General features: G+C 61.1%; 10 protein-coding genes. 8 read left to right on the top strand and 2 right to left on the bottom strand.

Annotated features, from left to right (window positions below):
- Positions 1-81: 81 nt before the first annotated feature.
- From ACGSLL_RS09930 to ACGSLL_RS09900, 7 genes are all read left to right on the top strand, one after another.
- Positions 82-690: a YqiA/YcfP family alpha/beta fold hydrolase gene (locus tag ACGSLL_RS09930; RefSeq protein ID WP_208938985.1), complete on the top strand. Its 609-nt coding sequence runs from the start codon at positions 82-84 to the stop codon at positions 688-690.
- Between the two features lie 41 nt (positions 691-731).
- On the top strand, positions 732-2,639 hold the full coding sequence (gene parE / locus ACGSLL_RS09925) for a DNA topoisomerase IV subunit B (RefSeq protein WP_093105463.1): 1,908 nt from the start codon (positions 732-734) through the stop codon (positions 2,637-2,639).
- Complete coding sequence (locus ACGSLL_RS09920; RefSeq protein ID WP_394505357.1) at positions 2,639-3,628, top strand: esterase-like activity of phytase family protein; 990 nt, start codon at positions 2,639-2,641, stop codon at positions 3,626-3,628. The genes parE and ACGSLL_RS09920 overlap by 1 nt, the downstream gene beginning before the upstream one ends.
- A 203-nt stretch (positions 3,629-3,831) precedes the next feature.
- On the top strand, positions 3,832-4,836 hold the full coding sequence (locus tag ACGSLL_RS09915; protein WP_394505355.1) for an esterase-like activity of phytase family protein: 1,005 nt from the start codon (positions 3,832-3,834) through the stop codon (positions 4,834-4,836).
- The gene (locus tag ACGSLL_RS09910) at positions 4,833-5,357 is read left to right on the top strand and encodes a retropepsin-like aspartic protease family protein (RefSeq protein WP_093105455.1); all 525 of its coding nucleotides are present in this window, start codon (positions 4,833-4,835) and stop codon (positions 5,355-5,357) included. Before ACGSLL_RS09915 ends, ACGSLL_RS09910 begins: the two co-directional genes overlap by 4 nt.
- A 7-nt stretch (positions 5,358-5,364) precedes the next feature.
- On the top strand, positions 5,365-7,629 hold the full coding sequence (gene parC / locus ACGSLL_RS09905; protein ID WP_130909839.1) for a DNA topoisomerase IV subunit A: 2,265 nt from the start codon (positions 5,365-5,367) through the stop codon (positions 7,627-7,629).
- 185 nt (positions 7,630-7,814) lie between these two features.
- Entirely contained in the window at positions 7,815-8,528 is a 714-nt protein-coding gene (locus ACGSLL_RS09900; RefSeq protein ID WP_394505352.1) for a PqiC family protein, read from the top strand.
- A gap of 349 nt (positions 8,529-8,877) precedes the next feature.
- Here ACGSLL_RS09900 and ACGSLL_RS09895 read toward each other — a convergent pair whose 3' ends face one another.
- Positions 8,878-10,383, bottom strand: a complete 1,506-nt coding sequence (locus tag ACGSLL_RS09895; protein WP_394505350.1) for an AhpA/YtjB family protein — start codon at positions 10,381-10,383, stop codon at positions 8,878-8,880.
- 133 nt (positions 10,384-10,516) lie between these two features.
- Between ACGSLL_RS09895 and serB the strand changes: the two genes are divergently transcribed.
- Positions 10,517-11,731, top strand: a complete 1,215-nt coding sequence (gene serB / locus ACGSLL_RS09890; protein ID WP_394505348.1) for a phosphoserine phosphatase SerB — start codon at positions 10,517-10,519, stop codon at positions 11,729-11,731.
- 103 nt (positions 11,732-11,834) lie between these two features.
- Here serB and ACGSLL_RS09885 read toward each other — a convergent pair whose 3' ends face one another.
- A complete protein-coding gene (locus ACGSLL_RS09885) occupies positions 11,835-13,580 on the bottom strand; it encodes a molecular chaperone (RefSeq protein WP_394505346.1) in 1,746 nt (581 codons plus the stop codon).
- Positions 13,581-13,643 lie beyond the last annotated feature (63 nt).

Raw genomic sequence — 13,643 nt, 5'->3', positions numbered from 1 at the left:
CTCTCCCTCCGGGAGAGGGCTAGGGTGAGGGGCTTTCTCCCTGTAAACTCCGCTATCTTTCGCCGACACCAGGGAGCTCAAATGTCCGGTTCGATCCTCTACATCCACGGTTTCAACAGCGCCCCGGCCTCGAAAAAGGCCTGTCAGCTGGTAACGGTGATGGAGCGGCTGGGTTTGAGCGAGCAACTGCGAGTGCCGGCCCTGCATCACCATCCGCGTGAGGCCATCGGTCAGTTGCAGCAAGCGATTGCCGAACTGGGCCGGCCGCTGCTGGTGGGAAGTTCGCTCGGCGGCTACTATGCGACTCACCTGGCCGAGCGCCATGGCCTGAAAGCCCTGCTGGTCAACCCGGCGGTCAGCCCGCACCGGATGTTCGACGGCTATCTGGGCCCGCAGAAAAACCTGTATACCGATGAAACCTGGGATCTGACCCACGACCACGTCGCGGCGCTGGCCGAACTGCAAGTGCCAGCACCGCAGGATGCGCAGCGCTATCAGGTCTGGTTGCAAACCGGCGATGAAACGCTGGATTATCGCCTCGCCCAGCAGTATTACCGCGCCTGTGCCCTACGCATCCAGGCCGGCGGCGATCACAGTTTCCAGGGCTTTGCCGGGCAATTGCCGGCATTGCTGAGTTTTGCCGGCATTGGCGCCGATACGTATCAGGCAATCGATTTCACCGCACTGTGAAGTCTTGCCCCTATTCAATGAATGACTGACGACGAGACCCTATGGCCACTCCCAGCGCTAGCTCCTATAACGCCGACGCCATCGAAGTCCTCTCGGGCCTCGACCCGGTGCGCAAACGCCCCGGCATGTACACCGACACCAGTCGGCCGAACCACCTCGCCCAGGAAGTCATCGACAACAGTGTCGACGAAGCCCTGGCCGGCCACGCGCGATCGGTGCAGGTCATCCTGCACGCCGACCACTCGCTGGAAGTCAGTGACGACGGCCGTGGCATGCCGGTCGACATCCACCCGGAAGAGGGTGTGTCCGGTGTCGAACTGATCCTCACCAAGCTGCACGCGGGCGGCAAGTTTTCCAACAAGAACTACCAGTTCTCCGGCGGGCTGCACGGGGTGGGTATATCCGTGGTCAACGCGCTGTCGACCGAAGTGCGCGTGCGCGTCAAACGCGACGGCAATGAATACCAGATGACCTTCAAGGACGGCTTCAAGGCCTCTGAGCTGGAAATCGTCGGCACCGTCGGCAAGCGCAACACCGGCACCAGCGTGTACTTCGCGCCGGACCCGAAATACTTCGATTCACCGAAATTTTCCATCAGCCGCCTCAAGCATGTGCTCAAGGCCAAGGCTGTGCTGTGCCCGGGGCTGCTGGTCAGCTTCGAAGACAAAGGCACCGGCGAAAAAGTCGAGTGGCATTACGAAGACGGCCTGCGCTCGTATCTGGTCGACGCGGTCAGCGAATTCGAACGCCTGCCCAACGAGCCGTTCTGCGGCGCGTTCGCCGGTAATAAGGAAGCGGTCGACTGGGCGCTGTTGTGGCTCCCGGAAGGTGGCGACGCGGTGCAGGAAAGCTACGTCAACCTGATCCCGACCGCGCAGGGCGGCACCCATGTCAACGGTTTGCGTCAGGGCCTGCTCGATGCGATGCGCGAGTTCTGCGAATTCCGCAGCTTGCTGCCGCGCGGCGTGAAGCTGGCGCCGGAAGACGTCTGGGAGCGCATCGCTTTCGTCCTGTCGATGAAAATGCAGGAGCCGCAGTTCTCCGGTCAGACCAAAGAGCGTTTGTCGTCGCGTGAAGCGGCAGCGTTCGTCTCCGGTGTGGTCAAGGACGCGTTCAGCCTGTGGCTCAATGCCAACCCGGAAACCGGTCTGGCCCTGGCTGAACTGGCGATCAACAACGCCGGCCGTCGCCTCAAGGCGAGCAAGAAAGTCGAGCGCAAGCGCGTCACCCAAGGCCCGGCATTGCCGGGCAAACTGGCCGACTGCGCCGGGCAGGACCCGATGCGTTCCGAGCTGTTTCTGGTCGAAGGTGATTCCGCCGGCGGTTCCGCCAAACAAGCGCGGGACAAGGAATTTCAGGCGATCCTGCCGTTGCGTGGCAAGATCCTCAACACTTGGGAAGTCGACGGCAGCGAAGTGCTCGCCAGTCAGGAAGTGCACAACATCGCCGTGGCCATCGGTGTCGATCCGGGCGCGGCGGACATGAGCCAGCTGCGCTACGGCAAGATCTGCATCCTCGCCGACGCCGACTCCGACGGTCTGCACATCGCCACGCTGCTCTGCGCATTGTTCGTCCAGCACTTCCGCCCGCTGGTCGACGCCGGCCACGTCTACGTAGCGATGCCGCCGCTGTATCGCATCGACCTGGGCAAGGAAATCTACTACGCCCTCGACGAGGCCGAGCGCGATGGCATTCTCGATCGTCTGGTCGCCGAGAAGAAACGCGGCAAGCCGCAGGTCACCCGATTCAAGGGTCTGGGTGAAATGAACCCGCCGCAACTGCGCGAAACCACCATGGACCCGAACACCCGGCGCCTGGTGCAGCTGACGCTCGGCGAAGATTTCGCCGAAACCTCGGAAATGATGGACATGCTGCTGGCGAAAAAACGCGCCGGCGACCGTAAATCCTGGCTCGAATCCAAAGGCAATCTCGCCGAGGTGCTGGCCTGATGCGTTGTGGCTTGGCCCTGGCGTGTGCGTTGCTGCTAAGTGCGATGAGCGTGTCGGCCGAGCCGTTGCAGGAATTGCGCGTGCTCTCCGAGCATCCCGTCGAAGGCATCCGCGGAGGCAATCTGTCGGGGCTGGCGATGTGCGGCGAAGCACTGTGGGCGGTATCGGATCGCGATGACGATCAGATCTACCGACTCGATACCACAGCTCAGGTCTGGGAGGCCGAAGCCATGCACATCGACGTGCCGTTAGTGCCGGACACCGGTTTGCCGTGGGGATTGCGCTCGCGCAACTGGGCGGCGTCGTTCGTGCGCGGTGGCGATCTGGATTTCGAAGGGATCAGCTGCGACAGCGCGGGCAATCGCTACGTGGTCAGCGAGGGCCATGCGGCGGTATTGCAGGTGCCCCTCATCGGTCCCGCCAACTGGCTGAAGATTTCACCGATGCTGGTGCGTGAAGCGCGGGCCAGCGGCATGCTGCTGCATTTCAACGCAATTTTCGAAGGTCTGGCGATCAACCCGGCGGGCGATCGCATGTGGCTGGCCGCCGAACGACAAAGCCGCGGTTTGCTGATGATCAAGCGCCAGCAGACGGTGTGGGATTGTGAGGGTCGCTGCGTGCTGCTCAGTGAAGGCGGCAAGGAGATGCAGCCTTCGCAGTTTCCCCACGCCAGAGCGGTCGATCGCGACTTTTCCGACATTGCGCTGTTCAACGGCAAGCTGTTTACCCTTGAGCGCAACGCGTTCCAGATCTGTCGTCGCGATGCGCAGACGGCCAAGGTCGAGCAGTGCTGGTCGTATGCCGCCGAACTGTTACAGGCCAATCGGCGTTACGCGCAGAACTACGGGCTGGAAGAAGCGTTGATCATCGACGCCGATGGGGCCTGGGTGGGTGTCGACAATAATTTCGGACCGCGTGCCGACGGTGAGGTCCGCCCGATCGTCTGGCGTTTCGCCGCGCCTGATCGTGGCTGGAACGGCAATTTGTGAACATGCTGTAGAAGGTTTTTTGCCCAGTCCGTGCTCAATCAGAAAACCGCTGCAATACTTTGGGAACATCCCACCCGTGCTGCGTCACGGGCAGGGGTGAAGCTCTGAAGCAATGCTGTCGAGAAAGTAGTGTGTTCGTTGAATTCCGACATGTCGTGCAAGGCTCGGGGAAACTTGAAACGCCGACTGCGGGAGATTCAACGATGAAACTCAACCACTCTATTGCGGTTGTTTTGCTTGTCTGGAGTTCGCTGGGACTGACTGCGGACCCTGAATTGCGGATGCTTTCGGAACATCCTGTGGATGGCATGCGCGGGGGTAATCTTTCAGGGCTGGCCAGCTGTGACGGGATCTTGTGGGCGGTGTCTGATCGAGACGACGACCAGATTTACAGACTCGATACACAAGCTCGGGTGTGGAAGGCCGAGGCGGTTTTGATTAGTGTCCCACCTGTGCCTGGAGATCCCGGGCGGACCTTGTCCATGAAAACCCGAAGCTTCTTCAGAGCGCTTGTAGGTAATGGTGCATTGGACTTTGAAGGGATCACTTGTGACTCTGGTAAAAATAGTTACATTCTGAGCGAAACGTATTCAGCCATCCTCCGAATCAGACCAGATGGTGGAACGGGCTGGTTGGTCATCTCTCCCCAAATGCTGACGAAAGCGCGGGAGGCCGGGTTGTTGGGGCAAGCGAACGCGCTTTATGAAGGCCTGGTCGTGTCCGGCCTTGCCAACACTGAAATCTGGCTGGCCGCAGAGCGGCAAAAAAGAGGTTTGGTAAAAATCAAGCGGATGCTTAGCCCCATGTATTACACATGGTTTTGCAATTCCGTTTGTGTGGTAATGACCGAGGAAGGGCTGGCACCACAGCCGCCCCAATTTCCAGATTCCAAATGGGTAGACAAGGATTTTTCGGATATCGCATTGTTCAATAACAAGTTGTACTTGCTGGACCGCAATGCTTTCAAAATCTGTCGTCATGAAATGCTGACAGGAAAGCAGGAACGCTGCTGGTCATTCGCAGCAGATGCGCTGTTTCCGAGCCGTCAGTACGCGGCCCGGCATGGTATGACCGAAGCCTTGCTGGTCGATGCCCAGGGCGCATGGATCGGGGTCGATAACAATTTCGCAACTCGTGCAGATGGCGAGTCTCGCCCGATCGTCTGGCGCTTTGCTGCGCCCGCGGGCGGCTGGGATGCGGGTCTTTGAGCCAGCAGCCACCGGGCAAACGCGCCGGGCGGGTGCTGATGGTGCTCGCCTGGTGCGCGGCGCTGTTTCTCGCTACGCGATTTTTCGGCCAGTGGGAACAGCGCCAGCAGAATCCGAACATTGTCGTCACGTCCGAGCAGGGCGAAGGGTTTATCGAAGTGAAACTGGCGAGCAATGCCCAAGGGCATTTCGTTGCCAGCGGCCAGATCAACGGCGAGCCGGTGGAGTTCATGCTCGACACCGGGGCGACCGATGTGTCGATCCCGGCGGATCTGGCCAAGCGTTTGAAGCTGGAAGAAGGTTTCGGTGTGACCCTGAGCACGGCCAATGGCCTGAGCCAGGGCTATCGAACAAAAATTGCCCGCCTGCAACTGGGCGACATCGTTTTGCGTGACGTTCGCGCACTGGTGGCGCCGGGGTTGCATGGCGATCAGGTGCTGCTCGGCATGAGCGCCCTGAACAGACTTGAATTTACTCAGCGCGGTGGCACCATGCTGCTGCGCCAGACAACGAACCGATGAGGCCCGCATGAGCGACTCCCTTGATCTCAGCCTGGACGGTGTAGAACGCCGCTCGCTGGCTGACTTCACCGAAAATGCCTACCTCAACTACTCCATGTACGTGATCATGGACCGCGCGCTGCCGCATATCGGCGACGGCCTGAAACCGGTGCAGCGGCGTATCGTCTACGCCATGAGCGAGCTGGGGCTGGATGCCGATTCCAAGCACAAGAAGTCGGCGCGTACCGTCGGCGACGTGCTCGGCAAGTTTCACCCGCACGGCGATTCGGCGTGCTACGAAGCGATGGTGCTGATGGCCCAGCCGTTCAGCTATCGCTACACACTGGTCGACGGTCAGGGTAACTGGGGTGCGCCGGACGATCCGAAGTCCTTTGCCGCCATGCGTTACACCGAAGCGCGGCTGTCGCGCTATTCCGAGGTGCTGCTCAGCGAGCTGGGCCAGGGCACTGCCGACTGGGGCCCGAACTTCGACGGCACCCTGCAGGAACCGCTGGTGTTGCCGGCGCGCCTGCCGAACATTCTGCTCAACGGCACCACCGGTATCGCCGTGGGCATGGCCACCGACGTGCCGCCGCACAACCTGCGCGAAGTCGCCACCGCCTGCGTGCGCCTGCTCGACGAGCCGAAAGCCACGGTCGAGCAGCTCTGCGAGCACATTCAGGGCCCGGATTATCCGACCGAAGCGGAGATCATCACGCCGCGTGCCGACCTGCTGAAGATGTACGAAACCGGCAAGGGCTCGGTGCGCATGCGCGCCGTGTACCACGTCGAGGACGGCGACATCATCGTCACCGCGCTGCCGCACCAGGTCTCCGGTGCGAAAGTGCTGGAGCAGATCGCCGCGCTGATGCAGGCGAAACCATCGAAAGCGCCGCAGATCGCTGATTTGCGTGACGAGTCCGACCACGAAAACCCGTGCCGCATCGTGATCATCCCTGTCAACAGCCGCGTCGATCACGAAGCGCTGATGCAGCACCTGTTCGCCAGCACCGAGCTGGAGTCGACCTATCGGGTCAACGTCAACATCATTGGTCTGGACGGCAAGCCGCAGCTGAAAAACCTGCGCGCGCTGCTGGTCGAGTGGCTGGAGTTCCGCGTGCTGACCGTGCGTCGCCGCCTGCAATTCCGCCTCGACAAGGTCGAGCGTCGCCTGCACCTGTTGGACGGTTTGCTGATCGCTTACCTCAACCTGGATGAAGTGATCCACATCATCCGTACCGAGGAACATCCGAAGGCCAAACTGATCGAGCGTTTCGCCCTCAGCGAAATCCAGGCGGACTACATTCTCGATACCCGTCTGCGTCAGTTGGCGCGACTGGAAGAGATGAAGCTGCGCGACGAGCAGGACGAACTGCTCAAGGAGCAAGCCAAGCTGCAAGCGCTGCTCGGCAGCGAAGCCAAGCTGAAGAAGCTGGTGCGTACCGAGCTGCTCAAGGACGCTGAAACCTACGGCGACGACCGTCGTTCGCCGATCGTCGAGCGCGCCGAAGCCAAGGCGCTGACCGAACACGATCTGCTGCCCAACGAGAAAGTCACCGTAGTGCTGTCGGAAAAAGGCTGGGTGCGTTCGGCCAAGGGCCACGACATCGACGCCACCGGCCTGTCGTACAAGGCCGGTGACGGCTTCAAGACTTCGGCAGCGGGGCGTTCCAACCAGTTTGCGGTGTTCATCGACTCGACCGGCCGCAGCTATTCGGTCGCTGCGCACACCTTGCCGTCGGCCCGTGGTCAGGGCGAACCGTTGACCGGTCGTCTGACGCCGCCGCCGGGTGCCTCGTTCGAATGCGTGCTGATGCCCGAAGACGATGCGCTGTACGTGATCGCCTCCGACGCCGGCTACGGCTTCGTGGTCAAGGGCGAAGACCTGCAAGCCAAGAACAAGGCCGGCAAGGCGTTGTTGAGCCTGCCGAACAACGCCAAGGTCATCGCGCCGCGTCCCGTCGCCGACCGTGAACAGAACTGGCTGGCATCGGTCACGACCGAAGGTCGCCTGCTGATCTTCAAAATCAGCGATCTGCCACAATTGGGTAAGGGCAAGGGCAACAAGATCATCGGTATCTCCGGTGAGCGCGTCGCCAGCCGCGAGGAATACGTGACAGACATCGCCGTCCTTCCGGAGGGCGCCACCCTGGTGTTGCAGGCTGGCAAACGCACCCTGTCACTGAAGGCTGACGACCTTGAACACTACAAAGGTGAGCGTGGGCGTCGCGGAAATAAACTGCCGAGGGGCTTTCAGAGGGTCGATGCGCTGCTCGTCGAAAACCTCAATTAGGCGAGAACGCCCTCCTAGAGCGCTCGATCTGCGATTAAACACGTAGATCGACGCTTTGGCGCTGGAGTCGGAACGCATATTCACGGATGATATGGCCTTTCAAGCGCCGGCGTGGCCGAGCGTTCTTCATATTTATTGAGTATTTTCACTGTGGTCAGCCTTGTGGCGGCCACCTGGACGGGATGATGACTGCTCTGCGCCTTCCTCTTTTTTTGTTGCTCGCCGGCGTTCTTGGCCTGGCGGGTTGCAGCGTACACCAGCCGGTGTCGCTGTATCAGCTGGACAGCGGAAGTCCGGCTCAGCCTGCGCAAAGCGCGGGCATGGCGGTTTTACTGGGGCCGGTAGTCGTAGCGGACTACCTGCAGCGAGAGACTTTGCTGCAGCGCCAGCCCGACGGCAGCCTGCAGGCGGCAACGGACGGTCGTTGGGCCGGCAGCCTTTCGTCGGATATCGATCAGTTGCTGATGCGTCAGGTCGCCGGTCATCTGGACAGCCAGCGTGTAGTGCTGGCTCCGGCGACGACTGGTTTCACTCCGGATGTTCAAGTGTTGCTGACTATTACGCGTCTGGATTCCGGTGCAAAACAACCGGCGATTCTCGATGCGCAGTGGCGCTTGATCGACCGTCGCGGTCAGGTGCGTGATAACCGCATCGTCCATTTGCAGGAGCTGCATGCCGGCAGTACCGCTTCGCAGGTGCAGGCTCAGGGCATCCTGCTGCAGCGTCTGGCCGAGCAATTGTCGGTGGCACTCAAGCCGTTGGCCAACCAGCCTCCGGTGGCCGAAGCGCCGCGCAAGCGGGACGCCAAACCGGCAGCACCGGCGGCGGAAGCTGAAAAGCAGCCGAAGATTCCGATGGCATCGCCGATTCGCACGGATATGGAAGTGTTCCGCTTCTAAGACTGGATCGAGTCAGAACAGAGCCCGCCTTGTGCGGGCTTTGTTGTGTCTGGGGCCTTGGTGCGGAAGATCAAAAGCCCCTCACCCTAGCCCTCTCCCGGAGGGAGAGGGGACTGACCGAGGTGTCTGGCGTCTTACATCGACCTGAGAGATCTTGGCGATTATGGATTCACAGCCAAACGTTCATGTCGATGTAACTCTCGAATATCCCCCAATCGGTCCCCTCTCCCTCTGGGAGAGGGCTAGGGTGAGGGGGTTTTAGGGCTGAACTCGACCTCATTAACACCACCCACAAAAAAGCCCGCAGACAATCCCTCATCTGCGGGCTTTCGTATTTCAGGCCTAAGGCTTAAGCCCGGCGCTCATGCATCCGCGCCAGTTGCCGCTCCAGCATCGACGGATACGGTTCCATCAACCGCTCGACGCAGCAAGCACCCTCTGGGCTGGCGATCGGGCGAATCCGCGCGCGCTGGCGAATCAGCCCATCGTCACTGATCTTGCGTTCGACCAGCAGCAGGTTGCGGCTATGTTGCGACAGCGCCAGTGCATCCTGCGCCGAATCGGTCAGCAGCAGATCGATCTGGCTCAGGCCGAACAACTCATCGCCCAGCGTCAGGCCCAGTTGCAATTGCAGGGTGATGCCGCTGTCCGCGACCTCGATCTGCAGCTGGTGACCCAGTGCGCGCAGTAGTTCGCCGCAGCAGATCGCGTTGGTCAGGTAGTCGTCGCCGCAATCTTCGGTGTGGAACAGCATCAGCGTGCTGCCATCGTTCAGCGTTTCAATCTCGCCCTGATACAGCGAAGCGGCCTGCTCGAGGCAATCGCGATAGCGTTCCTGCAATTCTTCCAGCCGCGCGCGCGGCAAGCGGCGCAACTGCTCCTGCGAACCGAGTTGCACGGCCAGTACCGCGCTGTGCTGCGGAACGCTCGGCGTCGGCTTGCGCACAGGGGGTTGCGCGGTGGTATTGAGCGACTCATCGCGAAGATCGGCGAACGCGTCATCGTCGTCATCATCTTCAACGGTGCTGACCAGATGACGCGGTGCCGGCTTCTGCGCGGCCATCGGGCGCGTTTCGTCGAAACTCGAGTCACGCAGATTGCGCACCTCGAATTCCGCTTCGTCTTCTTCGTCTTCAAACACCGGCTCCGGTTCTGGCGCGGGCTCCGGGGCATAGCTGGCGTGCAGTTGCCGCGCCAGATCGCCGATTTCATCCTGACGATCGATACCCGGCGTGTGCTCGTCGATCCGCCGCAGCCACACGCGCAATTGCAGCAATGGCGTCGACAGGTGCCGGCCCATGCGCAAGCTCAGGGCCAGCGACAGCGCCAGCAGAATCCCGCTGAGAATGCCCATGCTTTGCAGGCTGATGGTCATCGGCTGCTGGAACTGATCCATGTCCAGGCTGATGCGCAGTTGTCCGGCAGTCACGTCCTGGAAGGTGATCTTGCTCTCGTACAAACCTTCGGCTTCGCCCAGCAGGCTGTGCTTGGGACGCTGACCGGACTCGGCGAGGATGCGGTTATCCACGCTGTAGATCGCCGCGTGGGCCACCAGTTTGTTCTTGGTCAGATTGTTCAGCAGCACGTTGAGGCTGAGGATGTCATTGGACACCAACAGGTCGGTGGCCGAGGTCGCGGTCTGCGTGGTCAGGCTTTCGCCCAGCGCATCGGCCTGCTGGTGCATGGCCTGCTTGAATTGCAGGCCCATCACCCCGGCATAAATCACCAGGGCCAGAGCGACCAGGATCACGTTATGGCTGGCAATGCGCAATGCAATCGGTACACGGCGGTGGCGCAGTGCACGGAAGATCAGCAGGAAGAAGTTATCGGTTTTAACAGGCGTGGGCCGGTTCACTGAGCTCGGCTCTTTGTCCGTGAAGTTGACGCGCAGTATAGCGACAGGCCCCAGACCGGCAAAGCGCTGGCGGTGCCCGATGGTCACTGAAAGTGCGTAGAATGCGGTTTTTTTCCAGTTGCGGGGGTGCGCGTTGCGCGAAATCGTCCTGATTAACATCACGGGAGTCGACCGACCGGGTCTGACGGCGGCCATTACCGGTGTTCTGGCCCAAGGTGGCGTGAACATTCTCGACATCGGTCAGGCGGTGATCCACGACACCCTGTCGTTCGGCATCCTGGTTGAAATTCCCGATTCCGAGCAAGGCAAAGCCGTGCTCAAGGACATCCTGTTCAAAGGCTACGAACTCGACCAGCAGGTGCGCTTCACCCCAGTGTCCGAAGCGGATTACCAGCAGTGGGTGGGCAATCAGGGCAAAAAGCGCCACATCGTCACGCTGTTGACCCGCAAGGTCACCGCCGGGCAATTGCAGGCGGTCAGTTCGATCACCGCCAAATACGGTTTGAATATCGATCATATCGACCGTTTGTCGGGGCGTATGGCACTGGACACCCCGGCCGATCAGGGCAAGGGTTGCATCGAATTTTCCGTGCGTGGTGAAGCGGCCGATCCGCAGGCGCTGCGTGCCGAATTTCTCAGCGTTGCTCAGGAGCTGAACGTCGACATCGCCTTTCAGGAAGATTCGCTGTTCCGCCGCAACCGGCGTCTGGCCGTGTTCGACATGGACTCGACCCTGATCGAAGCCGAAGTCATCGACGAATTGGCCAAGGCGGCCGGTGTCGGCGACCGCGTCTCGGAAATCACCGAACGTGCCATGGCTGGGGAGCTGGATTTTCGCGCCAGCTTCAAGGAGCGTCTGGCTCTGCTCAAAGGTCTGGACGTCAGCGTGCTCGACTCGATCGGCGCGTCGTTGCGTCTGACCGAAGGCGCGGAAACCTTGTTCGCCGAACTCAAGCGGCTGGGTTACAAGACAGCCATCCTGTCCGGCGGCTTCACCTACTTTGCCAAGCAATTGCAGGTCAAACTGGGCATCGATTACGTGTTCGCCAACGAACTGGAAGTGGTCGACGGCAAGTGCACCGGCGTGGCGATCGAGCCGATTGTCGATGCGCAGCGCAAGGCTGACCTGCTCAAGGAACTGGCACACAAGGAAGGTTTGCGTCTTGAGCAGACGATCGCCGTGGGCGACGGCGCGAATGATCTGCCGATGCTGGCGATTGCCGGCCTGGGCGTGGCGTTCCGTGCCAAGCCGCTGGTCAAGCAGTCGGCGAAGCAGGCGATCTCGACGCTTGGTCTGGATGGCGTGCTGTATCTGCTGGGCTTCCGTGATCGTGACGGGCAGAACTGAAATTTCTGTCGTCTGATCTGGCCTCTTCGCGAGCAGGCTCGCTCCCACATTGGAATGAGGTTTCCTGTGGGAGCGAGCCTGCTCGCGAAGGCCGCGCCTCGGTCTAGAGCAATTTCCACAACGAATCAAAGTCCTCCTCGCTACCGCCATTCTGCGCGGTTTCCAGCGACCGATAGGCGAACTGGTTGAAGCTGTGCGTACTCGCCACGCGCCGATCCAGCCCGGCGCGATGCTCTTCGCCCTGGGTGTTGATCAGCACTTTCTGACCTTCCTGGAACGGCAACCGCGGCGTCAACAGGGTGGCCGGCAAGTCGATGGCGCTGATCTCCGGTAACAGCAAGCCGCGCAGATACTGGCTGTGGTCATCTTTTGAGCGTACCAGTTGCAGCCCGCACGGCTGGGCATGCGGCGCCACCAACTCGATACCCATTTGCGTGCCGCCACCGCGTACCTGGCGTATCCAGCGAATCACCGCGATGCTCCAGCTTTGGCTGGCACTGTCGCGAATGCCGAGCATTTCCCCGGCCTGCAATTCGGCCGGCACTTCGTTCGGCCATGCCAGGCAATAACCGCCGGGGCTGTGATTGATCACCGGCAGGGCGTAGGTTGGATAATCGGCTGTGGCTTCGCTACCTTCATCTTCGATCAATTGGTCGTACTGGATTTCTTCGTAGGGCAGGTATTCGTCGTTGCTTTGTGGCGCCGCGTCGTAAGCCTGGCTCCAGCTGTCCTTCTCGCCCTTGGCGACCACTTGGCTGAAGTTCGCCGGGCGCGCCCCGGGGTGCTTGAGCAATTCGCTGAAGGTGCGTCCGCCACCGAGGTAGAAGTGCAGGGCGCTCATGCCTACGCACACGGTCAGGTTGCCTTGGCCGGGAGTGCGTTGAAAGCTGCGCTCGGCGGTCTGGCCCCACGTGGCGTGCAAATGTTGCAGGGTATCGAGGCTGAGCCCTGCGGGGATCGGCAGCGCCGCGGCCGATGGCTGATTCAGCTGCGCTTCGAGGGCGATCACCAGCGGCTGCGGATCGAAGCTGAGCAGGCTGCTGCGTTGCTCGCTGCGAAACATGCTGCGGTAACGCGGGCCGACGTCCAGTTCGGCGCTGATCGCAAACAGACCGGTGTCTGGCCCGGCGGGCTGCAACTTGAGCAGGGTGCTCCACGGCTCCAGCGCTTCGCCCAGCCGCGCGATCTGATTCTGCCGTAACTGATTGCACCGGGCACTGCCCAATAGCAGCGCGGCGATGTAGGTCTGCTCCAGGCTCAGTTCAGGTGTGAGGCTGGCCAGATCGTCATGCACGGGTCGATGTTGCAATTGCAGTTCGACCGCGTTGCGATAGAGCTGATGCAGTTCAAACCACAACTGCTCCGGTGGCGCGCTGTACAGCTGAGTGGCGCGCAGCAGTTGGCCTTTGAGGGCGTGCGCGGCCCTTTGCAGGGCGGTACTGACCAGTGCCGCGCGTTCCTTGCGGTACTTCGGCACAATGCGCAGGACGATCTGTATGTAGCCGATCGCCAAATGGCCTTGCAGTGCCTGGCACAGATTGCTGATCTTGCGCGAACGCTCGTCGAGCATGATCGCCTGATGCAGAAAGTGTCGCTCCAGATGCTGGCAGACGAAATACACTTCCGGGCGCAGCAATTCGAGCAACGCGAGGCGGTTGTCGCTGGGCGTGAGCAGTTGGTTGAGTTCGCCCAGGCACTGATACAACTGGCGGGCGGTTTCGCCGATGTTGGCTTTGGGCAGACGAGCGATCCAGCGCTTGAGGTCGCGCGGGCTCGCTTCGCAAAATGACAGGCGCGGCTGACTCGGAGTCGGGGCGCGCAGCCGGAGTGGGGAATTGGTCTGGCTCATGCCAAAAACCATAGCAGCAAATGGCAGGGTGCGGGAGCAGCACCGTGCTGCACCCGCTGCGCC

Origin of the sequence: Pseudomonas retamae (assembly GCF_043496865.1) — a bacterium.
GTDB lineage: Bacteria > Pseudomonadota > Gammaproteobacteria > Pseudomonadales > Pseudomonadaceae > Aquipseudomonas > Aquipseudomonas retamae.
The sequence above is the reverse complement of the archived record's forward strand: the minus strand, read 5'-3'. Positions and strand labels throughout refer to the sequence as shown.

Excerpts from the sequence above, each read along its gene's own strand:
- ACGSLL_RS09920 (WP_394505357.1), top strand. The coding sequence starts at position 2,639 with ATGCGTTGTGGCTTGGCCCTGGCGTGTGCGTTGCTGCTAAGTGCGATG.
- parC (WP_130909839.1), top strand. The coding sequence starts at position 5,365 with ATGAGCGACTCCCTTGATCTCAGCCTGGACGGTGTAGAACGCCGCTCG.
- ACGSLL_RS09915 (WP_394505355.1), top strand. The coding sequence starts at position 3,832 with ATGAAACTCAACCACTCTATTGCGGTTGTTTTGCTTGTCTGGAGTTCG.
- parE (WP_093105463.1), top strand. The coding sequence starts at position 732 with ATGGCCACTCCCAGCGCTAGCTCCTATAACGCCGACGCCATCGAAGTC.
- ACGSLL_RS09885 (WP_394505346.1), bottom strand. The coding sequence starts at position 13,580 with ATGAGCCAGACCAATTCCCCACTCCGGCTGCGCGCCCCGACTCCGAGT.
- ACGSLL_RS09900 (WP_394505352.1), top strand. The coding sequence starts at position 7,815 with ATGACTGCTCTGCGCCTTCCTCTTTTTTTGTTGCTCGCCGGCGTTCTT.
- ACGSLL_RS09930 (WP_208938985.1), top strand. The coding sequence starts at position 82 with ATGTCCGGTTCGATCCTCTACATCCACGGTTTCAACAGCGCCCCGGCC.